The organism is Aeromonas sp. TW 6 (assembly GCF_013168745.1).
Taxonomy (GTDB): Bacteria; Pseudomonadota; Gammaproteobacteria; order Enterobacterales; family Aeromonadaceae; genus Aeromonas; species Aeromonas caviae.
On record NZ_JABERS010000034.1, the window covers coordinates 12,994 to 37,977 of the forward strand.

A 24,984-nucleotide genomic window follows, 5' to 3' on the forward strand; every position below is an offset into this window, starting at 1 on the left:
TCTCCTCGCCATCCCGCTGATGCGAGCGGCCTGCGATGCCTGTTGTGGAGGGGGACTGTGCCACCGCCATCTTGTTCTGATCGTACCGACCGATCACTGTCCCGTCGGCTACTCCTGCAATCCCATCTTCTTCTTGGTCACCCGGGTCGGCATCGCCTCCAGCGGGTTGTCCGGCCAGTAGTGACGGGGGTAGCGCCCCTTCATCTCTTTTTTCACCTGCTCATAGGATCCCGCCCAGAAGGCGGCGAGATCCGCGGTGATCTGCAAGGGGCGCTGGGCCGGGGAGAGCAGCTCCACCACCAGGGGCACCCGGCCATCGGCCACGCATGGGGTGGCGCCCAGCCCGAACATCTCCTGGATGCGCACCGGGATCGCTGGCGCCTGACCCGGCTGATAGCGGATCCGCACCCGGCTGCCGGTCGGTGCGGTGAAGTGGCTCGGCAGCGCCTCGTCCAGCCGCCTTGGCAGGGGCCAGGGCAGAGACTGGCGCAGGATGTCGCTCATGTCGAGCCGCTTCAACTGCTCCAGCCGGGTCATGCCGCTCACCGCCGGCAGCAGCCACTGCTCGAGGTCGGCCAGCAGGCTCTCCTCATCCATGGCGGGCCAGGCTTCGCCGGGCAGCCAGTCGCGGGCGCAGCGCAAGCGGGCCAGCAGCCCCTCGCTGCTCTCGTCCCAGGGCAGCACGTGCAGCCCCTTGCGCCGGATGCCCTGCAGCAGGCAGCGCCCCTTCTGTTCATCGGAGAGATCCGTCAGCGGCCGCTGGCCGAGCACCAGCTCGCCGAGCACCTGCTGGCGCTCCGCACGCACCCGTTCCTCCCGATCGTCCCAGTCGAACCACTGGCGCTCGCCGACCAGCTCGGGCAGCTGGCGCACCAGTTCATCCAGCGCCACCGGCTCGGCGATGAAAATGCGGCTGCCGCGCTCGTTCTGACCCATTTCGACGGCCACGATGGCCCCCTGCCCCTGGCAGGGATGCCCTTCTACCAGATCGCAGCTCACCCCGCCACTGAGCTGATAGCGGCTGCCACTGCGCAGCTTGCCGATGCGATCGGGCCAGGCGAGGGCGCACAGCAACCCCAGCCATTGACCCTGCGGGCTGCTTGCCCGTACACCGAGCCGCTCGAACCAGCGGGCCGCTCCCTGGCGCAGGGCGCCCTGACGGCGGTGGAACAACACGGACAAGCGCTCCGATCCTCGCAGATCTTCTTCCAGCAGCGCCACCAGGAAAGCCGCATCGGCGACAATCCCTGTCAGACCCTCGGATTCCAGCTCCCGGGACCGCAGCAACATGCGGGCGAGGCGGGGATGGGTGCCGAAGGCCGCCATGGCACGGCCTGCCGGGGTAAGTTGTTGCTCACCCTCCGGGGCCATGGCGCCCAGGGCCACCAGCAACCGCCGGGCGCTGGCCACGGCGGCAGGGGGCGGCATGTCCAGCAGGGGCAGCGCCTCCACCCGGGCCCCCCACTGGGCGGCGTCCATCAGCAGGCCGGTGAGCTCTTGCGTCAGGATGTCGGGGGGACTCTGCTCGGCGAGGCGCTCCTGCACCTCGCTGCTCCAGAGCCGGTAGCAGACGCCGGGGCCAAGCCGCCCTGCCCGCCCCGCCCGCTGGGTGGCGGAGGCTTTGGCGATGGGCCGGGTCTCCAGCCGGGTGACGCCGCTCTTGATATCGAAGGTGGCGCGCCGCTCCAGCCCGCTGTCGATGACCACGGAGATCCCCTCGATGGTGAGGGATGTCTCCGCCACGTTGGTGGTGAGCACCAGCTTGCGACGACCCGCAGGCGCAGGCTCGATGGCCGCTTGCTGGGCCGCGAGGTCAAGACGGCCATAAAGGGGAGCCAGGGTCACATCCCCTGGCAACCGCCCTTCCAGCCACTGTGCCAGCCGCTCTATCTCCCCCTGTCCCGGCAGAAACACCAGGGCACTGCCAGCCTGACTGGCGAGCGCCTCCAGCACCACGGCGCCGACCTGAGGCTCCAACCACTGCTGGCGATTGGCGGGGCGATAGTGGTACTCGATGGGAAAGCCGCGCCCCTCGGAGCGCACCACGGGGGCACCTGGCAGCAGGCGCTCCAGGGCCATGCCATCCAGGGTGGCGGACATCACCAGCAGCTTGAGATCATCGCGCAACCCCTGCTGGCTTTCGATGGCGAAGGCCAGCGCGGTATCGGCGTGCAGGCTGCGCTCGTGGAACTCGTCAAAGATGACGAGCGACACACCGGTGAGCTCAGGATCCTTCTGCAGCATCCGGGTCAGCACCCCCTCGGTCACGATCTCGAGCCGGGTGGCAGAACTGGTGCGGCTCTCGCCACGCACCCGCAGACCGATGCGCTCGCCCACCTTCTCCCCGAGCTGGCGCGCCAGAAAGCCGGCGATATTGCGCGCCGCGAGACGTCTCGGTTCCAGCATGATGATGCGACCGGGCAGCCGATGCTGGCGCACCAGCTCCAGCGGCAGCAGGGTCGATTTGCCCGCGCCGGGGGGCGCCTGCAGGATCACGCTGGCATGGTTGTCGAGGGCTGCAAAGAGTTCAGGCAACACCGGGACGATGGGGAGGGAAGACAAAGCGATGGGCACCTTCTGTGACACTTCTGAAAAGGGGTCCATTCTGCCACAGCCTCCCGGCCATCGTAAGCGCCCCTGCCGGGCAGGGGCAGGAAGCGTCAGGTGCAACACGGCAAGACATCCCGGGAGCGGCTGCCATAGAATGGCCCTTATCCGATGCCCATCACGAGGACCAACACGCCGCATGCCCAAACTCTTCTTTGCCCTGCCCCTGCCAGAGCTTGCCCCCGAGCTTGCGACCTGGCGAGACCAGCGCCCCTGGCCCGGCCAGCCGGTGCCCGAGAGCAACCTGCACCTGACCCTGGCCTTTCTCGGGGAGGCCGACGAAACGACCCAGGCTCGCCTGATCGCGGCCGCCGAGCGACAGCACTGCCCCCCTTTCAGCGTCCATCTGGATCAGACCGGCTGGTTTCAGCGCGCCAAAGCCGCCTGGGTGGGGCCCGGTGAGTGGCCGAACGAGCTGACTGTGCTCGCGAGGGCACTGCGCCGCCACGGTGAAAAACTCGGGCTGGGCAACGGCGAGCAGGGCTATCGCCCCCACGTCACCCTGTCGCGCAAGGCGGGCGAGGCCCCCGGCGAGCTGCCTGCGCCGGATTTTCTGCTCAGGGCCGATCGCTTCTGCCTCTATCAATCCGTCAGCACGCCGGACGGCGTCCACTACGAACCGCTCGCCTGCTGGCCCCTGCGGGCCCGCGTCAAAAACCCGCACCGCGAGGAGCTCACCCCATGATCTTCGATCCCCCCCTGCAGTCCGGGCAGCTGATCTCACGCTACAAGCGCTTCCTGACGGATGTCGCGCTCGACAACGGCGAGGTGATCACCATCCACTGCGCCAATACCGGTGCCATGACCGGCTGCGCCCTGCCGGGCACCCGGGTCTGGTACTCCACATCCGACAACCCCAAGCGCAAGCTGCCAAACAGTTGGGAAATCGCCGAGAGCCCGGCGGGTCACTTCATCTGCGTCAACACGGCCCGTGCCAACCAGATCGCCCGGGAGCTCATCGAACAGGGCGCTCTCTCCCCCCTGGCAGGTTATGCCAGGCTGCGCACCGAAGTGAAATACGGGGAAGAGAACAGCCGCATCGACCTGCTGCTGGAAGATGACCACAGACCGGATTGTTACATCGAGGTGAAATCCGTCACCCTGCTCGACGAGCGGGAGCAACCCGGCATGGGGTACTTCCCCGATGCGGTCACCACCCGTGGCGCCAAGCACTTGCGTGAATTGATGGCCATGAAGGCGGCAGGGCACCGGGCCGTGCTGCTGTTCATGGTATTGCACTCCGGCATCGCGAGAATGCGCCCTGCAGCCCATATCGATCCGCACTATAGTCAGCTTGTTGAACAGGCGATGGCGGCAGGGGTTGAAATTTTATGCTATCGCCCCCATGTTGGGGTGCAGGGCATGGTGGCTCAGGATTTTATCCCATTTGAATCTGACCATATGCTACCCGAGGGCAGAGAATAAATGCAGAAGTGGGTAACATTATTGATAAGGCTTGTTTGCCTCCCGTTGACCCTTCTGCTATAGATGTCGCCCTCAATTTATGGATGGCACGGGTAGCGTGCTGAATTAGGAGACAGGGCATGCCAACAGGCGAAAACAGGAAATCTCTGGGCCCCCTGGCCATTGCGGGTGTAGAGCCTTACCAGATGAAAGCCGGTGAGGAGTACATGAATGACCAACAGAAGGTACATTTTCGCAAGATCCTGGGAGCCTGGCGCAACCAACTGATGCAGGAAGTTGACCGCACCGTCGACCACATGAAGGATGAGGCTGCCAACTTCCCGGATCCCGTGGATCGCGCCGCGCAAGAAGAAGAGTTTGCTCTCGAACTGCGCACCCGCGACCGTGAACGCAAGCTGATCAAGAAGATCGAGAAAACCTTGCTGCTGCTCGAAGAAGATGACTTCGGTTACTGCGAGCATTGCGGCATCGAGATCGGCATCCGCCGTCTGGAAGCCCGTCCGACCGCAGACCTCTGCGTGGACTGCAAGACGCTGGCCGAGATCAAGGAAAAACAGATGGCTGGCTGATGCCGCCCATCCACAGGAACGAAAAGGGAGCCCAGGCTCCCTTTTTTATTGAGCTTTTGGTCGGGCCGTCCCAGAATGCAGCCTCAATGCAACGCCTACCCGAATTGCCATGGTCATGACATCCGCCCCCTCCCGACGCCCCTATGTGGGCCGCTTCGCCCCCTCACCGTCCGGTCCGCTCCACTTCGGATCCCTGGTCGCCGCCCTTGGCAGCTTCTTGCAGGCCAGGGCGCAGCAGGGACGCTGGCTGGTGCGCATCGAAGACATCGATCCCCCGCGGGAGATGCCGGGAGCGGCTGACCTTATCCTCACCACCCTGGAGGCACACGGTCTTGGCTGGGATGGGGAGGTGATGTTCCAGAGCGCGCGCCATGGCCGCTATGACGAGATCATCGATCAGCTCTATCGGGCCGGGGATCTCTACTGGTGCCGCTGTACCCGACGCGAAATCATGGCCGCAGGGGGGTTCTACAACGGTCATTGCCGCACCCTGGGGCTGACCGCCGAGGGGTGTGCCGCCCGTTTGCGCCAGCACCACCCGGTCTATCGGTTCGAGGATGCGCTGCAGGGAGAGATCACCGTCCCCGCGGCGCTGGCGGAGGAGGACTTCATCGTGCGCCGCCGGGACGGGCTCTATGCCTACAACCTGGCGGTGGTGGTGGATGACATGGACAGCGGCATCACCGAGATCGTCCGCGGCGCCGATCTGCTGAAGCCCACTGTGCGCCAGATTGCCCTCTACCAGACCCTGGGGGCAGAGGTGCCCGCCTGGGTGCACTTGCCGCTGGCGGTGCAAGCGGATGGCAACAAGCTCTCCAAGCAGAACCATGCGCCGGCGCTGTCGCCGGACGAGGCACGACCGGCCCTGTGGCAGGCGCTGCACTTTCTCGGTCAGTGCCCGCCGCCCGAGCTGATGGCGAGCCGGATCGACGAGATCATCGGCTGGGGCATCGCCCACTGGCAGCTGGTCCGGGTGCCCCGCCAGCAGAAGATCCCGCAAGGGCAAAGCTAGCCCCGGCTGCATTTCTTGCCCCAAAAGGACCAATCAAGGGGAAGCAGGCCACACCGTTTCTCATTTGGTTGGGGCTGAGCTATGATAGGCCGCTATTTTTTTGGCCTCCCGTCAATTTGAAGTCATAACGAGGTGTACCATTTTTTCCCAGATCGCAAACTTTTGCCGCAAAGTGCTCGGCAAGGAAGACGGCGAGCAGTCGGTGGAGTCCCCCATTCCGGCCCGTGTCGCCGGACAGCGCCGTACCTTGAGCCGTGACCAGCACCCGATTTCGCGCAAAGAGATCAGCGAGAATGCCCTCAAGGTGCTCTATCGCCTGAACAAGGGGGGCTATGAGGCCTACCTGGTCGGCGGCGGCGTCCGTGACCTGCTGCTCGGGAAGACCCCCAAGGATTTCGACATCGCCACCGACGCGACGCCGGAGCAGATCAAGGCGCTGTTCAGCAACTGCCGCCTGATTGGCCGCCGTTTCCGCCTGGCCCACATCGTCTTTGGTCGTGACGTGATCGAAGTGGCCACCTTCCGGGGTCACCACCATCAGGTCAATACCAGCAAGCATGTGTCGGCCCAGTCCGATGAAGGCATGCTGCTGCGGGACAACGTCTACGGCACCATCGAAGAGGATGCCGAGCGTCGCGACTTTACCGTCAACGCCCTCTACTACAGCGCCAAGGATTTCACCCTGCACGATTTCGAGGGCGGGCTGGAAGATCTGGCCGCGCGCAGGCTGGAGCTCATCGGTGACCCCGAGACCCGTTACCGGGAAGATCCGGTGCGCATGCTGCGCGCCGTGCGCTTCGCCGCCAAGCTGGACATGACCATCAGCCCGCGTACCGCCGCGCCCATCCGGGAGCTGGCCCCGCTGCTGCAGGACATCCCGGCCGCCCGCCTGTTCGAGGAGACCCTCAAGCTGTTCCTGGCGGGGGACGGTCTGGCCACCTACAAGCTGCTGCGGGAATACGGGCTGTTCCAGCCGCTGTTCCCCCAGGTAGCCGCCCTGTTCACGCCCCACGGCAACTCGCCCTACGAGCAGTTCATCGAGCAGGCGCTGATGGACACCGATACCCGGGTCCGTGAAGAGAAGCGCGTCACTCCCGCCTTCCTCTACGCCACCCTGCTGTGGGGTGCCGTTGAGGCCCGCGGCCGGGTGCTGGAAAACGAGAGCGGTCTGCCCTGGTACGATGCCTTCATGCTGGCCATCAACGAGGTGCTGGACAACCAGGTGCGGATCATCGCCGTGCCGCGCCGCTTCACCACGGACGTGCGCGACATCTGGGCCCTGCAACAGCGCCTGACCCGCCGCCAGGGCAAGCACCCCGAGCGCGCCATGGAGCACCCGAAATTCCGTGCGGCCTTCGACTTCCTGTTGCTGCGCAACCGGGTCGAGCGCGGCCTCGGCGAGCTGGCGAGCTGGTGGGAGCGCTATGTGGCCTCCAACCCGGATGTGCGCCCGCAACTGCAACGGGAGGCGACCCGCCGCCCGGCAAGCGGTGAGCGCGGTCAGGCTGGTGAGGCCCGCAGCAACGATGGCGAGAAGCGCAGCGGCAATGGCCGCAACCGCCGTCGCCCCCGTCGCCGCAAGCCGAAGTCGGCAGAGTAAGGATCCGCCGATGATCGAGGTCTTCGTCGCCATCGGCTCCAACCTGGCCGACCCCCTCGGCCAGGCTCGTCGCGCCATCGCCGCGCTGGCGACCCTGCCCGAGTCAGAGCTGCTGCAGACCTCCCACCTTTACGGCAGCCGCCCCATGGGCCCTGCGGATCAGCCGGACTACATCAATGCCGTGGCGCGCCTTGCTACCCGCCTCAGCCCTCTGGCGCTGCTGGACGAGCTGCAGCGCATCGAGCAGGCACAGGGACGAGTGCGCAAAGATGAGCGCTGGGGCCCCCGGACCCTGGATCTCGATCTGCTGCTGTACGGTGACGAGGTCATCCGGCATGAGCGCCTGACTGTGCCTCACTATGGCATGAAGGAGCGGGAGTTCGTCCTGCTGCCCCTTGCCGAGATAGCCCCCTCCCTGGTGCTGCCCTGCGGCACCCCGCTCACCGAACTGGTTGCCCGCTGCCCGCGCAATGGACTCGCGATCCTGGCCGGTGCAGCAGGCGAGTAGAGAAGAGTAGGAACAACGTAATGAGCAAGATCACCACTACCCACCTGCAGAAGATGAAGCAGGACGGACAGAAAATCACCGCCATCACCGCCTATGACGCCACCTTCGCCAAGCTGTTCGACGACGAGGGCGCCCAGGTGCTGCTCATCGGCGACTCCCTCGGCATGGTATTGCAGGGCGGAGACGACACCCTGGCGGTCAGCATGGACGAGATGGTCTATCACACCCGCTGCGTGGTGCGCGGCACCACCAATGCCCTGGTGGTGACCGACATGCCGTTCATGAGCTACGCCACCCCGGAGCAGACCTACCAGAACGCGGCGCGCCTGATGGCGGCCGGTGCCCGCATGGTGAAGATGGAAGGGGGGGACTGGCTGTGCGACTCCATCCGCCACCTGACCCGTAACGGGGTGCCGGTGTGCGGCCATCTCGGCCTGACCCCGCAATCCGTCCACGTGTTTGGCGGCTTCAAGGTACAGGGGCGCGACGAATTCCACGCCCAGGAGATCTACCGCCAGGCACTGGAGCTGCAAGCGGCCGGCATCCAGTTGCTGGTGCTCGAGTGCGTGCCCGTCTCTCTGGCAGAGCGCATCACCAAGGCGCTGCGCATTCCGGTGATCGGCATCGGTGCCGGCCCTGCCACCGACGGCCAGATCCTGGTGATGCACGATGCCTTCGGCATCACCTCGGGTTATGTGCCCAAGTTCACCAAGAACTTCCTGGCCGAGACCGGTGACATGCGTGCCGCCATTCGTCTCTACGTGCAGCAGGTGAGCGAGGGGACCTTCCCCGGCCCCGAGCACTGCTTCAACTGACTTTCTGTCGTCATGAGCGCGGGGGCCTGTGCCCCCGTCTTGCCCTCCCCCCTGACGACCCCCTCTTTTATTGATTCATCTGAAGGTGAACTGACGATGTTGGTTGTGAACAATCCCGCCGCGCTGCGCGAGCAGATCGGTCAATGGCATCGCGAAGGCCGCGCCATCGCATTCGTGCCCACCATGGGCAATCTGCATCAGGGTCATCTCACCCTGGTCGAGGAGGCCCGCCGCCATGGCGACAAGGTGGTGGTCAGCATCTTTGTGAACCCCTTGCAGTTCGACAAGGCCGAGGATCTCGCCAACTACCCCCGCACCCTGGAGCAGGATTGCGCCGCCCTGGAGGCCGCCGGTGTCGACCTGGTCTTCACCCCGACGCCGGAGATCATGTATCCCCAGGGGCTCGCCAGCCAGACCTTCGTCGAGGTGCCCGGCATCTCCAGCCTGCTGGAAGGGGCGCTGCGTCCGGGGCATTTTCGCGGGGTCAGCACCGTGGTCACCAAGCTGTTCAATCTGGTACAGCCGAACGTGGCCTGCTTTGGCGAGAAGGATTACCAGCAGCTCGCGCTCATTCGCAAGATGGTGGCCGACATGGCCATGCCCATCGAGATCGTGGGCGTGCCGACCGTGCGGGCCGAAGACGGGCTTGCCCTCTCTTCGCGCAACGGCTATCTGACCGCTGCCGAACGGGCCATTGCCCCCGAGCTCGCGCGCACCATGAACTGGATTGCCGGGCAGATTGAAGCGGGGAACAGTCACCTTCCCTCCCTGGTTGCCCAGGCCAGCCAGCGCCTCGACAACGCGGGATTCAGGACGGATGCCATCGACATCGTCGATGCCGACACCCTGGAATCCGCCAGCGCCGAGAGCCAGCGCCTGGTGATCCTGATGGCCGCCTATCTGGGCAAGGCCCGCCTCATCGACAACCGGGTCGTCGCCCTGCGGGGTTGAGACACGGCAAGGAGACCACGATGTCCAAGAAGGTTTACTGCATCGCCCAGTTCCAGCCCAAGCCGGGCCAGGAGCAGGCCCTGTTCCGCGTCCTGCAAGGGCTCGAACCCGACACCCTGCGTGAAGATGGCTGCCTGCAGTACATCGTCACCCGCCATATCCAGAGCCCCTTTGCCGAGGGGGAGAGCTTCCCCATCGTCTTCAACGAGATCTGGCGCGACATGGCGAGCTTCGAGGCCCACTGCCAGCGCGCCGGTATCAAGGCCTTCTTCGAGCGCTACTGCCTCGCGGATGATGGCCTCGCGGCCAAGTGGAACGTCTGCGTCTACAGCGACGAGCCCGCGGACTACGATGCCCCGGCCCTCTGAGACCGACATGTGCAAATAAAAAGGCGCCCGAGGGCGCCTTTTTGCTGGCAGGTGCGCGCCTCAGTGGCGCAGACCGGTGCCGCGGGAGATGAGCCACCAGGCCATCCCGTAGAGCACCAGGATGAAGCCGATGATGATGAGATAGGCGGTGCCGAGGGGCACGTCGGAGATCCCGAGGAAGCCGTAGCGGAACGCGTTCACCATGTAGATGATGGGGTTCACCTGGGAAACCCCCTGCCAGAACGGCGGCAGCAGGGTGATGGAGTAGAAGACGCCCCCCAGATAGGTCAGGGGAGTCAGGATGAAGGTCGGGATGATGCTGATGTCATCAAACGACTTCGCGAACACCGCGTTGATGAGCCCCCCCAGGGAGAAGAGGATGGAGGTGAGCAGCACGGTCACGCAGACGCTGAACAGGTGATGGATCTGCAGCGGCACGAAGAACAGCGACACCAGGGTGACGATGAGGCCGACACAGAGGCCGCGCGCCACGCCACCGCCCACATACCCCGCGATGATGATGTAGTTGGGCACCGGCGCCACCAGCAGCTCCTCCACGTTGCGCTGGAACTTGGCGCTGTAGAAGGAGGAGGCGACGTTGGAGTAGGAGTTGGTGATGACCGACATCATGATGAGGCCGGGCACGATGAACTCCATGTAGCTGAAGCCACCCATGTCACCGATGCGCGAGCCGATGAGGTTGCCGAAGATGACGAAGTAGAGGCTCATGGTGATGGCGGGCGGCACCAGGGTCTGGATCCAGATCCGGGTGAAGCGGCTCACTTCCTTGGCCAGAATGCTCTTGAAGGCGATGTAATAGGTCATGGGGTTCATGCTTTGCGACCCTCCTCTACCAGATTGACGAACAGCTCTTCCAGCCGGTTCGCCTTGTTGCGCATGCTGAGCACCTTCACCCCCTGGGCGGAGAGCTGCTCGAACAGGCTGTTGAGGGACTGGCTCTTCTCCAGCTCCACTTCCAGGGTGTTCTCATCCTGCATCCGGCCGTTGAACTCGGGCAGGGCCGGAACGCTGGAGCCCGGCACCAGATCCAGCAGGAAGGTCTCGCGACCCAGCTTGCCGAGCAGGCTCTTCATGCTGGTGTTCTCGATGAGACGGCCCTTGTCGATGATGCCGATGTTGCGGCACAGCATCTCGGCCTCTTCCAGGTAGTGGGTGGTCAGGATGATGGTCACCCCCTGCTCGTTGAGATCCTTGAGGAAACTCCACATGGAACGGCGGATCTCGATGTCCACCCCGGCGGTCGGCTCATCCAGGATCAGCAGCTTGGGCTCATGCATCAGGGCGCGGGCGATCATCAACCGGCGCTTCATGCCACCGGAGAGAGTGCGGGCCGCCATGTCGCGCTTGTCCCACAGATCGAGCTGACGCAGGTACTTCTCGGCGCGCACCTTGGCCTCGGCCCGCGGCACTCCATAGAAACCGGCCTGGTGAGTCACTATCTGGCTCACCTTCTCGAACTGGCTGAAGTTGAACTCCTGGGGCACCAGGCCGAGCTGGGACTTGGCCAGCTCCAGATCGGTATCGATGTCATGACCGAATACCTTCACCTTGCCGGCACTCTTGTTGACCAGTGAGCTGATCACGCCGATGGTGGTGGATTTGCCCGCCCCGTTGGGACCGAGCAGGGCGAAGAAATCCCCCTGTTTGACGGTGAGATCGATGCCCTTGAGGGCTTCGACGCCCCCCTGATAGGTCTTCTTCAGACCGCTGATTTCCAATGCGTTCATTGCAACCCCTGTGATGGATGAGCCCATCTCGAGACAGAAAAGGCGGCTGTGACGCCGCCTGAAGACAGTCGATGGCGGGCCGGCCAGCCTGCCTTGCTACTTCGGACCCGGCTTACTCTTGCGGTACGACCTTGCCGATGAAAGGCAGGTTACGGTACTTCTGGGCGTAGTCAATGCCACAGCCCACCACGAACTCGTCCGGGATGGAGAAGCCAAGCCAGTCCACCGGCACCTGAACCTCGCGGCGGGACGGTTTGTCCAGCAGGGTGCAGATGGCCAGGGATTTCGGCTCGCGCAGGGAGAGGATCTCGCGCACCTTGTTGAGGGTGTAACCGGTGTCGATGATGTCCTCCACGATCACCACGTCCTTGCCTTTGATGTCGTCATCCAGATCCTTGAGGATGCGCACGTCACGGGTGCTGTGCATACCGGAGCCGTAGCTGGAGGCAGTCATAAAGTCCAGGGTGATGGGCAATTGGCACTGACGGCAGAGATCCGCCAGGAAGACGCAGGAGCCGCGCAGCAGGCCGATCATGACCACTTCCTCGGAGCCCTGGTAACGGGCGGTAATCTCTTCACCCAGCGTGGCGATCCGGGCTGCAACCTCGGCCTCGGGGATCATCACCTCGACAATGTGTTTCATCACATACTCCAATAATGACCAAAGGGTTATTGGCCGTTCATTAACGTCAAAACCGAGGATTCTACCACTCCAACCAGTGGGCGTCAGGCATACGTGATGCTTTTATCGGCTTATTTTAATTGATAGAGTTAGCAAGCCTTCGGGCATTATCGGTGACAATACTATAAACACCATAATCAATAACTATTAGATGAAAAAACTATGGAACCACGCGCAGAAATAAGACGTCGAACCCGGCTTTCGCCGGAGGCTCGCCGTGATCAATTGATGGAGTGTGCCGTCGAGGTATTTTCCCGTCGCGGCATCGGCCGTGCGGGGCATGCCGAGATAGCCGAACAGGCAAAGGTCTCGGTTGCGACCGTTTTTAACTATTTCAATACTCGTGAAGATCTGGTCGACGAAGTGCTGACAGAAATCGAAGCCTTCGTACAGCAGATCCTCGAACAGGCCTACAACGGTCAGGGCTCCGCCAGGGAGAGCATTCACCGCCACGTGAAGCTGTTCGTTGACGCCGCCTATGACAAGCCCGATCACGCCAGCATCTGGCTGGAGTGGAGCTCCTCGGTGCGGGAAGAAGTGTGGCCTCGCTACACCCGGCTGCTGGACAAGGCGCTGGAGCGCATTGCCCCCCACCTGCAACGGGCCATCGACAACGGCGAGATTCAGAGCGTGCTGTCGGCGCAGGATCTGGCCCGCTCCCTGACCGGTTTTGGCTATGTGATGATGCAGATGATCAATCAGCCGCAGCGTCCGAGCCGGGAAGAGGTGACGGATTTCCTGTTCAAGTACGTGACGGCCCCCATCCAGGCCAGCTGACTCGCGCAGATGTTGACAAAGCGGCGCCGGGCTTTACAGCCCGGCGCCGCTTTTTTGTCCGCTCCCCGCCGTATCAGTGGTTTGCATAACCCCAGCGACTGGTCAACTCATGCTCAACACCCAGGTGGTCGAGGATGCGGGCGACCATGAAGTCCACCAGATCCTCGATGCTTTTGGGTTCATGGTAGAACCCTGGCGCCGCCGGCATGATGGTCACACCAAGACGGGCAAGCTTGAGCATGTTCTCCAGATGGATCGCCGAGAAGGGGCTCTCCCGGGGAACCAGAATCAGCTGGCCCCGCTCCTTGATCACCACGTCCGCCGCCCGCTCCAGCAGGTTGTCCGAGGTGCCGTTGGCAATGGCCGAGACGGTGCCCATGGAGCAGGGGCAGACCACCATCTGTTTGGGGGCCGCCGAGCCGGAAGCCACCGGCGAGAACCACTCCTCCTTGCCGCAGGCGACGATCTGACCCTCTTTGGCACCATAATGGCGACAGAGGTACGCCGACAGCTCCCTGGGGGAGCCCGGCCAATCCTGCTGCTGCTCGGTCTTGAGCACAACCCTGGCCGCCGAGGAGGCGAGCAGGAAGACCCGATAGTCCGCCTGCACCAGGCATTCCAGCAGGCGCAGGGCATAGGGAGCGCCGGAGGCGCCGGTCAGCGCCAGAGTGATGGCCTTGTTCATGATGTGCTCTGCTGCTCCTTGAGGCGGGCGATCAGCTTGTCGTGAATGCCGCCGAACCCGCCGTTGCTCATGATCAGAATATGATCCCCTGGGCGGCTCTCGGCCACCAGGGCGCCAATCAGGGCATCAAGGGCCTCGAATACCCGGGCAGGCCGGGTCATGTGGGCCGTCACCTCCCCCAGATCCCAGCCGATGTTGGGGGGCTGGAAGAAGAACACCTCGTCGGCACCGTCGAAGCAACCGGCCAGCTCCTCCTTGTGAACCCCGAGCTTCATGGTGTTGGAGCGGGGCTCCAGCACCGCCAGGATGCGGGCCTTGCCCACCTTGGCGCGCAGTCCACCCAGGGTGGTCTCGATGGCGGTGGGGTGATGGGCGAAGTCGTCATAGACGCTGATCCCGGCCACTTCCCCTTTCAGCTCCATGCGCCGCTTGGGGGACTTGAACTGGCAGAGGGCGTTGATCCCGTGCTCCACCATGACACCGGCATGGCGGGCGGCGGCGATGGCCATCAGACCGTTGTTGACGTTGTGCTCTCCGATGCACTCCCAGTGCACCTCGCCCTGTTTCACGCCATCCAGCCACACCTCGAAGGCGGAGCCGTCATCGGCCAGCTTCACCGCCTTCCACTTGGCGTCGTCCTGGCCCACCAGCTCCACCTCGCTCCAGCGGCCCATCTCGCGCACGGCGGTAAGGTTGTCATCACCTTTGGGGAAGAGCACCCGGCCGTTGCTCGGCACGGTGCGCATCAGGTGGTGGAACTGGCGCTGGATGGCGGCGAGATCCGGGAAGATGTCAGCGTGGTCGAACTCCAGGTTGTTCATCACCAGGGTGCGCGGGTGGTAGTGGACAAACTTGGATCGCTTGTCGAAGAAGGCGCAGTCATATTCGTCCGCTTCAATCACAAAGAAGGGAGCCGAGCCGAGACGGGCGGAAACCGGGAAGTTGCCCGGCACGCCGCCGATGAGGAAACCGGGTTCCAGCTTGGCATACTCCAGCACCCAGGCCAGCATGCTGGCGGTGGTGGTCTTGCCATGGGTGCCCGCGACGGCCAGCACCCAGCGATCTTTCAGCACGTGCTCCAGCAGCCACTGGGGGCCGGAGATATAGGGCAGATTGCGGTCCAGCACATATTCCACACAGGGGTTGCCACGGCTCATGGCATTGCCGATCACCACCAGATCCGGCGCCGGATCGAGCTGGGAGGGGTCGTAGCCTTCGGTCAGTTCGATGCCCTGTTGCTCGAGCTGGGTGCTCATGGGGGGATAGACGTTGGCGTCGGAGCCGGTCACCCGATAGCCAAGCTGTTTTGCCAACACCGCCAGACCACCCATGAAGGTGCCGCAGATCCCGAGAATGTGAATGTGCATACCGCTGCCTTTTCCAGTAAAGGGAGTGCGCATTCTAGGGTCTGTTGACCCGGTGGCACAAGCCGCGCCCATGGGGAGCGAAGGCATCCGCGCCCGCAGACGACAGAAATCGGGCAAGCGCGGGGAAAAGCTACCCTCCGCCACGCCACCCGGCCCTTGAAATATGGTCATTTGACGGGACATCGCTATAATGTCGGCCTGCAAACTTGACTCCAACACTCAAAGGAAACGTCATGAGCCTGAACCTGGTACCGGCCGGCAAGAGCCTGCCTGACGACATCTACGTCATCATCGAAATCCCGCAGAACGCCGACCCGATCAAATACGAAGTCGACAAGGACAGCGGCGCCATCTTCGTTGACCGTTTCATGTCCACCCCGATGTTCTACCCGTGCAACTACGGTTACGTGAACGCCACCCTGTCCCTGGACGGGGATCCGGTCGACGTGCTGGTTCCGACTCCCTACCCGCTGCTGGCTGGCTCCGTCATCCGCTGCCGCCCGGTCGGCGTGCTGAAGATGACCGACGAATCAGGCGAAGACGCCAAGATCGTGGCCGTTCCCCACTCCAAGCTGACCAAGCAGTACGATCACATCCAGGATGTGAACGATCTGCCCGAGCTGCTGAAAGCCCAGATCCAGCACTTCTTCGAGCGCTACAAAGAGCTGGAAGCGGGCAAGTGGGTCAAGGTGGAAGGTTGGGGCGACAAGGCCGCTGCCGAAGCCGAAATCAAGACCTCTGCCGAGCGTTACGCTGCAAAATAAGCGTATTCCTCGCAAAAAAGGCGCCTTATGGCGCCTTTTTTATGGGGCGTTGCGGGGACGCTCCGGGGGGATCCCCCTGGATATAGAGGTCGCGCCCATTTTGCCGATAGGGGCGGTAATAGTCATCACCGCAGCGATATTCCTGACCGGCACCTCCCACCAGATCGCAGTTGACCGGCAGCACCTCCAGCCACTTGATGGCCTGCTGGAATCGCAGCCACTCCTGCCATTCATGCTCCCGGGCCAGCTGATCCCGCAGGGCGAAGGTATCCGCGCTGGACAATCCCTGATTGACGATGACCTGCCCCGCCAGCGCCGGCGTGGCCACCAATATCAGCAGAAACCGTGAAACAAGCTTCATGATGATTTCCCCCATGACTTATTTCCTGAATTAAATTTAAAGTCAGATCAGATAATTACCAATATATCTGTCACCAGACCAATCCAAATGCCGGTCACTCACCTAGTTGTTTATTATCAACCCAGGCGGAGGCGCACCATGAAACTGGCACAAGGCTTTCTGTGCAGTCTGCTCTTCGGCACCATGGCGCAGGCCAACGAGATCAACCTGAGCTGGCAGTGGCAATCTGCGGATGGTCAGCAAAAGCACCTGCAATTGACGGCGGATGAGCGCACCTTTTCAGCCAGCCGTCACGAGATGACACAGCTCGACACCGCCCTCAACTTCCCGCTGGAAACACTCTACTCCTACATCAGTCCGCGCCTCTACAACAGCATCAACCAGATCAACCAGCACAGCCCGGAGACGGCCACCAAGTTCCGCAACCTGGAACAGGCCTTTACCCTGCACGACAGCAGCCTCGAATCCGCCCAGTTCTGGCAGGCCTACCGGCAATATCAGGAGGACGCCTTCTACGAGATGCGGGTCCAGCCCTGCGTTCACCCGGCCAATCAGAAGCTGCCCTGTGTGCGCCCCAACTACTCCCAGCTGTTCTATCAGTTCAAGGGAGACCTCAAACCCCTGGCACAGCAGTTTTCGGCCAAGGATCTCGCCACCAGCGTCACCCTGCTGCAGGAGTGGCTGAGCGGCATCCCCACCCCGCCCGAGCAGATGGACCACTTCGCTCCGCCCTTGCAGGCCCTGCAGGACAACAAGGCCGACAGCGACGAGAAGGCGCTGCTCATGGCCAGTCTGCTGGCGGAGCTGGCGCCCCAGTACAGTCTCAGCATCATCTATCCGAACATCAGCATAGGCAGCGTCTCGCCGGCCTGGCTCGCCATCACGGCCGACAGCGGCCTTGAGGGAGACACCCTGGTGATCGGCAATCAGCGCCACGTGCTGCTCACCGGTTCTCCCCTGCTGGCCCAGCAGATGACGATGGCCCAGATTCCCTTGATCAGCGAACCGCTCTACTAGCCTCTTCTGACCATCACTTGCTTTTGATGGATGACATGCCATCCTTGCCGCCGTCATTGGGGGGATGGCGACCATGTTGACAAGATCACCGTCGCACCCTGCATTATTTAACACTTTTTAAACAGATCCGATCAGTTTAGGATGTTCAGGGTCCCATTCCCTCGACCCAAAAATCGTTATAACATCACAAAGGAGTGTCATCCGGATGAAACATCTCGTGCTTACTCTGGCGCTGCTGCCAACCCTGGTCATGGCCCACAACATCAAGGAATCAACCCAGGTGCCGCTGGTCAACATCAGCGACAAGGGGGAGCTGGTGCTCAAGGAGAAGGAGATCAGCTATCAGCCCTGGCAGAGCAAGGTCCTGACCGGCAAGGTCTTCCTGATCCAGCACATTGCGGGTCGCTCCAGCGCCAAGGAGCTCAATGCCCCCATGATCGAGGCGATCAAGGCGGCCAAGCTGCCCCACGACAAGTACCAGACCGTCACCATCATCAACAGCAATGACGCCATCTGGGGCACGTCCGGTTTCGTGAAGAGCAGTGCCGAGGACAGCAAGAAGGAGTTCCCCTGGTCCGCCATGGTGCTGGATGCCAAGGGGATGGCCCGCAACGCCTGGGCGCTTACCCCGGAAAGTTCGGCCATCATACTGCTGGATAAAGAGGGCAAGGTGCTGTTTGCCAAAGATGGCCAGCTCGATGCCGCCGAGATAACCAAGGTGATGGGGCTCATCCAGTCCCATCTCTGAATCAGAGAGAAGGGCGCTGATGGCGCCCTTTCCACAAGGGTCTATGGGTCGTTCCACACTGACAATCTGGGTGTTGCTGCTGGGCTGGTTGTGGATGCAACCTGCGCTGGCACAACACCCTCTTGAAGCAGCCCTGCCCGATCACGGTCATGCCTGCACCCTCTGCGTCCTGCATCTGGATGGCAAGCTGGCACTGACGCCGACCCCCGTACTCCCTCCCCTCTCCTCTGGCATCGACCGGTATATCGGCACTCCCCAACCGAGGACGGCCACCGGCACCACGGGACATCGCCGTATCCGCGCCCCACCGCCCCTTCATTGTTTCTTTTTTTGAACCAATCTTTTCTCTATTTATTCAAAAGGATTAACGATGAAAGCAGTCACCCTGTTGCTGGCCGCTGCCGCCTTCGGCGCCCAGGCCAATCACGACGAACACGAAAGCCACAGCCACGGTGCCCATGAGCACGGTCACGGCCACCTCAACCTGGTACTCGACGGCAACCAGCTGATGATCGAGTTGCAGGCCCCTGCCGCCGATCTGGTGGGCTTCGAGCATGCCGCCAACACCGATGAGGAGAAAGCGCAGTATGCCAAGGCGGTGGCCCGCCTCCAGCAGCCCGACGCCCTCTTCCGTTTCGACCCGGCCGCCGGCTGCAAGCTGACCCAGCAAGAGCTGCAGGCCGCCAAGGAAGATCATGACCATGACCATGAGCACGAGCACGAGCACGAGCACGAGCACGAGCACGACAAGGCTGATGGCGCTCACGATGAACACCATCACGACGACGCGGGCCATGCGGACATGGGGGCCATGTACACCTACACCTGCGCTACCCCGGCCAAGCTCACCGGTCTCGAGGCTACCCTGTTCAGCCTCTACCCGAGCCTGGATAAGCTGAGCGTGCAGGGCATACTGCCCACCGGCCAGACCGCCGCCGAACTGACTCCGTCCGCCAACAAACTGGGCTGGTAACACCATGAAACATGCCGTGGTTGAGATCCGTGATCTGGCCTTTGCCTGGCCGGGTCACGAAGCCGTCCTCGATCTGCCCGCCCTTCGCATCCACGAGGGTGAGCGCGTCTTCATCAAGGGCCCATCGGGTTGTGGCAAATCCACCCTGCTCGGGTTGCTGGCCGGCATCCAGACCGCCAACCACGGCACCCTGGAGGTGCTGGGCCAGCCCCTGGCCCGGCTTTCCGGCCGCGCCCGTGACCAGTTCCGGGCGGCCAATCTGGGGTACATCTTCCAGCAGTTCAATCTGCTGCCGTTTCTCTCGGTGCAGGACAACGTCACCGCTGCCCTCACCTTTTCACCCGCCAAGCGGGCCCGCCTGACAGGGAGCCCCGAGCAGGAAGCGCGCCGCCTGCTGGCAGAACTGCAACTGCCGGATGAGGCGCTCCATCGCCCCGTCCACGCCCTCAGCATCGGCCAGCAGCAGCGGGTTGCCGCCGCCCGCGCCCTGATAGGCACCCCTCCTCTGGTGATCGCCGACGAGCCCACCTCGGCCCTGGACACCGACAACCGGGCCGCCTTCATCCGGCTGCTGTTCGAGGAGTGCGACAAGCAGGGATCTACCCTGGTCTTCGTCAGTCACGATCCCTATCTGGAGCCCCTCTTCCCCCGGGTGGAGAACCTGCAACAGCTCAACCGGAGGGCGGCATGACCACACGCCATCATCTCGCAGCCCGTCCGGCCATCTCCCCTTCACTGCGGAGGCTTTCATGCTGAAACTCGCCCTGCAAAGTCTCTGGGCCCGTCGCCTCACCGCCGGGCTCACCCTGCTGGCCGTCGCCATCAGCGTCACCCTGCTGCTCGGGGTGGAGCGGGTGCGCAGTCAGGCACGGGACAGCTTCGCCAACACCGTCTCGGGCACCGATCTCATCGTCGGCGCCCGCTCCGGCCAGGTGAACCTGCTGCTCTATTCGGTGTTTCGCATCGGCAACCCCACCAACAACGTGGGCTGGGACTCCTATCAGGCCATCAAGGCCAGGCCCGGCATCGCCTGGACCATCCCCCTCTCCCTTGGCGACTCCCACAAGGGGTTTCGCGTGCTCGGCACCAACGGGGACTACTTCACCCACCTGAAGTACGGCAAGCAGCAAGCGCTCGTCCTGCGCGAAGGTCGCCCCTTCGAAACACCGTTTGAAGCGGTGCTGGGTGCCCAGGTGGCCGAAAAGCTCGGCTATCACCTGGATCAATCCATCGTCATCGCCCATGGCGCCGGCAACACCTCGTTCAGCCAGCACGACAACATGCCGTTCAAGGTGGTGGGGATCCTGGCCCCCACCGGCACCCCCATCGATCGCACCATTCATGTGCCGCTGGCGGGCATAGAGGCGATCCACCTGGGCTGGGACACCGGTCGTCACAGCAAGAACGTGACCCCGGAACAGGCGATGGCGCAGGATCTCACCCCCAAGACCATCACCGCCTTCATGGTGGGGCTGAGCAACCGGATCCTGGCGTTCCAGTTGCAGCGCAGCGTCAACACCTATCCCAGAGAGCCCCTGATGGCCATCCTGCCGGGAGCCGCCCTGCAGGAGCTCTGGGGGCTGATGAGCGTGGCGGAGACCGCCCTGTCGGTGATCGCAGGCTTCGTGGTGGTGGCGGGCCTCATCGGCATGCTGACCACCCTGCTCGCCGGCCTCAACGAGCGGCGCCGCGAGCTCGCCATTCTGCGCTCCCTGGGGGCGGGCCCTGCCCACCTCTTCCTGCTGCTGGCGCTGGAGGCGATGGCGCTCACCACGGCGGGCATCGCCCTCGGGGTGGCCGCGCTCTATCTCGGTCAGGGGCTTGCTAGCCCCTGGCTGCTCAGCCACTATGGCCTGCAAATGAGCCTGGGTCTGCCGAGCGCCTATGAGTGGCAACTGCTGGGCCTGGTCTGGCTGGCGGGCATGGTGATCGGGCTGCTGCCTGCCGCCCGCGCTTACCGCTACAGCCTGAGCGACGGCATGAGCATTCGCGTCTGACCCGACGCATCCGACCAAGAGAGAAGAACAGATGATGAAGTGGAAAATAGTGGCGCTGCTGGCCAGCCTGCTGGTGCTGCCTGCCATGGCTGCAGATTACAAGACCATCGACTGGGATATCCTCATCCCGGAGGGGGAAAAACTGCTGCCACCGCCCCAGGTCAGCCATGATGGCGACTTCTCCTCGGTGCCCCAGCCGGTGGGGGGCGTCAACAAGAAGCTGGACAATCAGGAGGTGCGGATCCCCGGGTTCGTGGTGCCCCTGGAAGGGGATGCCAAGACCATCACCGCCTTCCTGCTGGTCCCCTACTTCGGCGCCTGCATTCACGTGCCGCCCCCGCCCACCAACCAGGTGATCTACGTGAGCTACCCCAAGGGGGCGCCGGTGGATGACCTCTGGGACGCCATCTGGGTCAAGGGCAAGATGCACACCGTCAGCTCCAGCCACGAGATGGCCACCGCCTCCTACTCCATGGACGCGGTCGAGGTCAGCGTCTACGAAGAGTGAGCCCCTGATGGCCTCCCCCGGGAGGCCATTTTTTTATCCCGTGACGACCCCGGCAAAGGGATTGTTCATGGATCTGGTTGGAGTAACATTCACTACCAGACCTTGCCATCACGGAGCCAGCATGGCTGACCTGCCCCCCAAGAAAGAGAGTTCCATCCTGAGCAGCCAGGAGCAGACCCTGCGCCTGGCCCGCAGCCGCGGCATCGATGGCATGCTCACCCGCAACAGCGACAGCACCTTCGAGCAGCGCGCCACCTTCCGCCAGTTGGCGGAGCAGGCCACCCGCCAGCGCAATCTGGAATCCATCATGGTGATGGCCGCGCGCCACTGCGAAGAGACCGCCGCCGGCGGCGAGATAGACAGCGACTGGCTCACCCGCTTCCTGCAACTGGCCGAAGACATCAGCATGACCCCCATGCAGCAGTTGTGGGGCCGCATCTTCGCCCTGGAAGTGGCGACCCCGGGCCGCTTCTCCATCCGTGCCCTCAACACCCTCAAGGAGATGACCCAGCGCGAAGCCCAGCTGTTCCAGCGCATCTGCGCCCTCTCCTGCCACTACGAGGGCAGTGACGAGCAGCGCCTGCTGCTGGGCATGCACAAGGGGGCCAGCCTGCTCAGTCGCGCCAAGGTCACCCGAATGGGGCTCGGCAAATACCGGGTGCCCTACAGCGCCCTGCTGCTGTTGTGCGATCTCGGGCTGCTACACCGTGGCGAGCTCGAATCCGGCCCCCTGCCCGCCGACGGGGTCGAGCTGGCCTTTGGCAACCAGCGCTGGCGTCTGCGCCAACGCCAGAGCAACCTCACCCTGCTCTATTACCGGCTCACCCCCATCGGCAACGAGCTTGCCCTGCTGCTGGACGAGCCCCCTTTGGAGGAGTACCTGCAGGATCTGAAGACCCTGCTCTCCACCCACCTGCAGATAGAGACCCAGATGCCGGCCCCGGTCAGCGAGCCGGATCTGCCCGCCTGAGGCTGGCGGAGGCCCCGGCCCCGCCTGGCCAAATTGCGAAACCCGCCCTGCCATTGCCAAAACGGCTCCCAAAAAGCGAATCCTGACGGCAGGGGTGGACGCGAGCCCGGGCCATGTTCCCCCCTCTGCGGGTTTTGAGCGCAAAAGAGACATATAGAGCGCAATTTAAGCGTTTTTGGGCACTCTGGTGTACGAATTGCAACCAGACTCTCTTTCCTCTGTCAGGCAGGAAGTACCATGAGAGTCAATCAACCCGTTACCCAGCGTGAGCGCCTCTACCCGTCGCACCAGAACCTGATTTCCACCACGGATCTGGAGAGCCGCATCACCTATGCCAACGACGAGTTCTGCCAGATAGCCGGCTTCACCCTGGAGGAGCTGCAAGGGGCCCCCCACAACCTGGTCCGCCACCCCGACATGCCGCCCCAGGCGTTTGCCGACATGTGGCGCCATCTGCGGGAAGGCAAAAGCTGGATGGGCCCGGTCAAGAACCGCTGCAAGAACGGGGATCACTACTGGGTCAACGCCTTCGTCACCCCCATTCAGGACGCAAGCGGCAAGGTGGTGGAGTACCAGTCGGTGCGCACGGCGCCGGACGACGCGATCAAGCAGCGTGCGGAGCGGGTCTATGACGAGATGCGCCGCGGCAAGACCCCCCGGGCCCTGCGCCTGCCCCCCTGCTGCCACACCCTGGGGATCCACCTCTGCCTGATGGCGCTGCTGGCCAGCCTGGTCACCCTCGGCTATCAGCACGGCCCGGGCTGGCCTCTGCTCATCGGCGCCCTGCCCCTGGTGGTTGCGCTCGTCATCTGCCAGACCCTCTCCCGGCGCCTCGCCCGGCTGGAGACCCTGGCCCGCCACCGTTTCGACAACCCCTTGATGCAACTGCTGTATACCGGCCGGGTCGATCGTCTGGCTGCCGTCGAGCTCGCCATGAAGATGAATCAGGCCGAGTTCAATGCGGTGCTGGCCCGCACCCAGCAGACCTGCCAGCAGATCGTGCAGGCGGCGCAGACGGATCTGAACAATGCCGAGTCCATCACCGGCAACCTGCAACAACAGCAGGCCCAGACCAACCAGGTCGCGACCGCCATCACCGAGATGACGGCGTCCATTCGCGAGGTCTCCCACAGCTCGAGCGCCTCCTCGGACAGCCTGGACAACACCGCCGTGCTGTTTCGGGAGGGCAATCGCAGCGTGCTCGATACCGTGGCGGCGGTGGAAGGGGTTCACGGCGAGCTGCTCACCTCCCGCGCCGTGATAGAGGCGCTGGCCAGCCAGTGCCGCGCCATCGACGGCATCCTGGACGTCATCAACAACATCGCCAACCAGACCAACCTGCTGGCCCTCAATGCGGCCATCGAGGCGGCCCGGGCGGGCGAGTCCGGTCGCGGCTTCTCGGTGGTGGCGGACGAAATCCGCACCCTGGCCATCAAGACCCAATCCTCCACCGGCGAGATCCAGCAGATGATAAGCCTCTTGCAGGCCAGCGCCGACGATGCCCAGCAGGCCATGGCGCAAGGGGAGCAGCTCTCCGCCAGTTGCCGCCTCAAGGCCGCCGCCACCGGCGATATCCTGCAACAGATAAGCGAACGCCTGTTGCAGGTGACCGCAGGCAGCAACCAGATAGCCCAGGCGGTGCAGGAGCAATCCCTGGTCACCCAGGACATCCACCACAGCGTGCTGGACATCAAGCGTCTGGCCGATGACTCCAGCCAGGGCAGCCGCCACGCCGTGCAGGGCATCATTGCCCTCGTGAAGCAGCTCGGGGATCTGGAGCGGCTGGTACGCCAGTTCCAGCAGCATCCCGCCACCCGGCCAACCAGCACCGCCCTGACCAGCGGCCAACCCCTGCTGGCCCGCTAAGCCTTCACAGAGGAAACCAGACCCAAAGACCGTGCGCTAACAATAAAAACGGGCCCCTGCCGTCACCGGCAGCGGGCCCATTTATCTCTTGTGGAAAAGACGGTTCTGGCCGTATGGGTGCGCCCATACCATCACAGCCCCAACCTTGATGCCCTCACCCTGGTATCTGTGCTACGCCTCACTCAACAGCGTCACGGCCCCGCAGTTCATTCCTCTGCCCAAATACGCAGCGAGCGTTGAGCAAGCAAGGGCGCGGAAGTCCTCACATCGCCCGACCACCACCCGATGGCAGCTCAATTTATTGATCTTGCCCGAGAAATCCCCCACTCCCCCTTCCCTAAAAGGCTCCGTTCGGTAACATGGCCATCAGACCCCCTCTTGTCGAAGCAGCCATGTACCAGACCAGAGCAACACCACAGGGAAAGCGCAGCAGACTGGAGGCTGAAATTCAGGGGCGGTAGCGTGGCCGATACTTTTCGTCACCACACTTCAACTGTTTTTACACAGTGGGTATGGCTATGCGATAGAAAAGCATTAAAGTGAATGGCACTCTCCAAGCCTAGCTAGCAATAAGCTGATTTAAAGTTGGCTTGTTCATATAGGCATCAGGGCAGAGCAGAGCAGAGCAGAGCAGAGCAGAGCAGAGCAGAGCAGAGCAGAGCAGAG

General features: G+C 63.2%; 27 protein-coding genes. 20 read left to right on the forward strand and 7 right to left on the reverse strand.

Annotated features, from left to right (window positions below):
- Positions 1 to 108: 108 nt before the first annotated feature.
- On the reverse strand, positions 109 to 2,562 hold the full coding sequence (gene hrpB, locus HKD46_RS15650) for an ATP-dependent helicase HrpB (RefSeq protein WP_161470262.1): 2,454 nt from the start codon (positions 2,560 to 2,562) through the stop codon (positions 109 to 111).
- A gap of 184 nt (positions 2,563 to 2,746) precedes the next feature.
- On the opposite strand from hrpB, the gene thpR reads away from it, so the two are divergent.
- The 9 genes from thpR (at position 2,747) to HKD46_RS15695 (ending at position 9,855) form a co-directional block, all read left to right on the forward strand.
- Positions 2,747 to 3,292, forward strand: a complete 546-nt coding sequence (gene thpR / locus HKD46_RS15655) for an RNA 2',3'-cyclic phosphodiesterase (protein ID WP_039040852.1) — start codon at positions 2,747 to 2,749, stop codon at positions 3,290 to 3,292.
- On the forward strand, positions 3,289 to 4,032 hold the full coding sequence (gene sfsA / locus HKD46_RS15660) for a DNA/RNA nuclease SfsA (protein WP_161470255.1): 744 nt from the start codon (positions 3,289 to 3,291) through the stop codon (positions 4,030 to 4,032). Before thpR ends, sfsA begins: the two co-directional genes overlap by 4 nt.
- Positions 4,033 to 4,151: 119 nt before the next feature.
- Positions 4,152 to 4,601, forward strand: coding sequence for an RNA polymerase-binding protein DksA (dksA, locus tag HKD46_RS15665; protein WP_029314801.1), 450 nt, complete (start codon positions 4,152 to 4,154; stop codon positions 4,599 to 4,601).
- Between the two features lie 109 nt (positions 4,602 to 4,710).
- A complete protein-coding gene (gluQRS, locus tag HKD46_RS15670; RefSeq protein ID WP_161470256.1) occupies positions 4,711 to 5,613 on the forward strand; it encodes a tRNA glutamyl-Q(34) synthetase GluQRS in 903 nt (300 codons plus the stop codon).
- A gap of 100 nt (positions 5,614 to 5,713) precedes the next feature.
- Complete coding sequence (gene pcnB / locus HKD46_RS15675; protein WP_052815237.1) at positions 5,714 to 7,213, forward strand: polynucleotide adenylyltransferase PcnB; 1,500 nt, start codon at positions 5,714 to 5,716, stop codon at positions 7,211 to 7,213.
- 10 nt (positions 7,214 to 7,223) lie between these two features.
- The gene (gene folK / locus HKD46_RS15680; RefSeq protein WP_045521936.1) at positions 7,224 to 7,721 is read left to right on the forward strand and encodes a 2-amino-4-hydroxy-6-hydroxymethyldihydropteridine diphosphokinase; all 498 of its coding nucleotides are present in this window, start codon (positions 7,224 to 7,226) and stop codon (positions 7,719 to 7,721) included.
- A 20-nt stretch (positions 7,722 to 7,741) separates the two neighbouring features.
- Positions 7,742 to 8,536, forward strand: coding sequence for a 3-methyl-2-oxobutanoate hydroxymethyltransferase (gene panB, locus HKD46_RS15685; RefSeq protein WP_039040847.1), 795 nt, complete (start codon positions 7,742 to 7,744; stop codon positions 8,534 to 8,536).
- Positions 8,537 to 8,632: 96 nt separating this feature from the next.
- A complete protein-coding gene (gene panC, locus HKD46_RS15690; RefSeq protein ID WP_039040846.1) occupies positions 8,633 to 9,487 on the forward strand; it encodes a pantoate--beta-alanine ligase in 855 nt (284 codons plus the stop codon).
- 20 nt (positions 9,488 to 9,507) lie between these two features.
- Positions 9,508 to 9,855: a putative quinol monooxygenase gene (locus HKD46_RS15695; RefSeq protein WP_010675576.1), complete on the forward strand. Its 348-nt coding sequence runs from the start codon at positions 9,508 to 9,510 to the stop codon at positions 9,853 to 9,855.
- A 60-nt stretch (positions 9,856 to 9,915) separates the two neighbouring features.
- Here HKD46_RS15695 and HKD46_RS15700 read toward each other — a convergent pair whose 3' ends face one another.
- The 3 genes from HKD46_RS15700 to hpt form a co-directional block, all read right to left on the reverse strand.
- On the reverse strand, positions 9,916 to 10,689 hold the full coding sequence (locus HKD46_RS15700) for an ABC transporter permease (RefSeq protein WP_010675577.1): 774 nt from the start codon (positions 10,687 to 10,689) through the stop codon (positions 9,916 to 9,918).
- On the reverse strand, positions 10,686 to 11,603 hold the full coding sequence (locus tag HKD46_RS15705; RefSeq protein ID WP_045521939.1) for an ABC transporter ATP-binding protein: 918 nt from the start codon (positions 11,601 to 11,603) through the stop codon (positions 10,686 to 10,688). Before HKD46_RS15705 ends, HKD46_RS15700 begins: the two co-directional genes overlap by 4 nt.
- A gap of 112 nt (positions 11,604 to 11,715) precedes the next feature.
- Positions 11,716 to 12,246: a hypoxanthine phosphoribosyltransferase gene (gene hpt, locus HKD46_RS15710; RefSeq protein ID WP_010675579.1), complete on the reverse strand. Its 531-nt coding sequence runs from the start codon at positions 12,244 to 12,246 to the stop codon at positions 11,716 to 11,718.
- A gap of 201 nt (positions 12,247 to 12,447) precedes the next feature.
- Here hpt and HKD46_RS15715 point away from each other — a divergent pair, with 201 nt between their 5' ends.
- A complete protein-coding gene (locus HKD46_RS15715; protein ID WP_029314803.1) occupies positions 12,448 to 13,062 on the forward strand; it encodes a TetR/AcrR family transcriptional regulator in 615 nt (204 codons plus the stop codon).
- Between the two features lie 73 nt (positions 13,063 to 13,135).
- Here the strand turns inward: HKD46_RS15715 and HKD46_RS15720 are convergent, their stop codons facing one another.
- Complete coding sequence (locus HKD46_RS15720) at positions 13,136 to 13,747, reverse strand: flavin prenyltransferase UbiX (protein ID WP_042864976.1); 612 nt, start codon at positions 13,745 to 13,747, stop codon at positions 13,136 to 13,138.
- Positions 13,744 to 15,114, reverse strand: coding sequence for a UDP-N-acetylmuramate:L-alanyl-gamma-D-glutamyl-meso-diaminopimelate ligase (gene mpl, locus HKD46_RS15725; protein ID WP_171865641.1), 1,371 nt, complete (start codon positions 15,112 to 15,114; stop codon positions 13,744 to 13,746). The genes HKD46_RS15720 and mpl overlap by 4 nt, the downstream gene beginning before the upstream one ends.
- Before the next feature lie 233 nt (positions 15,115 to 15,347).
- On the opposite strand from mpl, the gene ppa reads away from it, so the two are divergent.
- The gene (ppa, locus tag HKD46_RS15730) at positions 15,348 to 15,878 is read left to right on the forward strand and encodes an inorganic diphosphatase (protein WP_005335667.1); all 531 of its coding nucleotides are present in this window, start codon (positions 15,348 to 15,350) and stop codon (positions 15,876 to 15,878) included.
- 25 nt (positions 15,879 to 15,903) lie between these two features.
- Here the strand turns inward: ppa and HKD46_RS15735 are convergent, their stop codons facing one another.
- Positions 15,904 to 16,254, reverse strand: a complete 351-nt coding sequence (locus tag HKD46_RS15735) for a hypothetical protein (protein ID WP_010675583.1) — start codon at positions 16,252 to 16,254, stop codon at positions 15,904 to 15,906.
- 123 nt (positions 16,255 to 16,377) lie between these two features.
- Between HKD46_RS15735 and HKD46_RS15740 the strand changes: the two genes are divergently transcribed.
- The 9 genes from HKD46_RS15740 to HKD46_RS15780 all read left to right on the forward strand — a co-directional run bounded on the left by HKD46_RS15740 (position 16,378) and on the right by HKD46_RS15780 (position 24,318).
- Entirely contained in the window at positions 16,378 to 17,256 is an 879-nt protein-coding gene (locus HKD46_RS15740; RefSeq protein ID WP_010675584.1) for a hypothetical protein, read from the forward strand.
- A 205-nt stretch (positions 17,257 to 17,461) separates the two neighbouring features.
- Positions 17,462 to 18,004: a YtfJ family protein gene (locus HKD46_RS15745; RefSeq protein WP_010675585.1), complete on the forward strand. Its 543-nt coding sequence runs from the start codon at positions 17,462 to 17,464 to the stop codon at positions 18,002 to 18,004.
- A gap of 43 nt (positions 18,005 to 18,047) precedes the next feature.
- Complete coding sequence (locus HKD46_RS15750) at positions 18,048 to 18,338, forward strand: hypothetical protein (RefSeq protein WP_080989913.1); 291 nt, start codon at positions 18,048 to 18,050, stop codon at positions 18,336 to 18,338.
- Between the two features lie 36 nt (positions 18,339 to 18,374).
- Complete coding sequence (locus HKD46_RS15755; RefSeq protein ID WP_171865642.1) at positions 18,375 to 18,977, forward strand: DUF2796 domain-containing protein; 603 nt, start codon at positions 18,375 to 18,377, stop codon at positions 18,975 to 18,977.
- 4 nt (positions 18,978 to 18,981) lie between these two features.
- On the forward strand, positions 18,982 to 19,668 hold the full coding sequence (locus tag HKD46_RS15760; RefSeq protein WP_010675587.1) for an ABC transporter ATP-binding protein: 687 nt from the start codon (positions 18,982 to 18,984) through the stop codon (positions 19,666 to 19,668).
- Positions 19,669 to 19,726: 58 nt separating this feature from the next.
- Positions 19,727 to 20,974, forward strand: a complete 1,248-nt coding sequence (locus HKD46_RS15765) for an ABC transporter permease (protein WP_010675588.1) — start codon at positions 19,727 to 19,729, stop codon at positions 20,972 to 20,974.
- A 31-nt stretch (positions 20,975 to 21,005) separates the two neighbouring features.
- The gene (locus HKD46_RS15770) at positions 21,006 to 21,482 is read left to right on the forward strand and encodes a DUF3299 domain-containing protein (protein ID WP_010675589.1); all 477 of its coding nucleotides are present in this window, start codon (positions 21,006 to 21,008) and stop codon (positions 21,480 to 21,482) included.
- A gap of 121 nt (positions 21,483 to 21,603) precedes the next feature.
- Positions 21,604 to 22,452 (forward strand): TIGR03899 family protein, encoded by an 849-nt coding sequence (locus HKD46_RS15775; protein ID WP_042016317.1) that lies wholly within the window; start codon positions 21,604 to 21,606, stop codon positions 22,450 to 22,452.
- A gap of 237 nt (positions 22,453 to 22,689) precedes the next feature.
- Positions 22,690 to 24,318: a PAS domain-containing methyl-accepting chemotaxis protein gene (locus tag HKD46_RS15780; protein ID WP_069784205.1), complete on the forward strand. Its 1,629-nt coding sequence runs from the start codon at positions 22,690 to 22,692 to the stop codon at positions 24,316 to 24,318.
- Positions 24,319 to 24,984 lie beyond the last annotated feature (666 nt).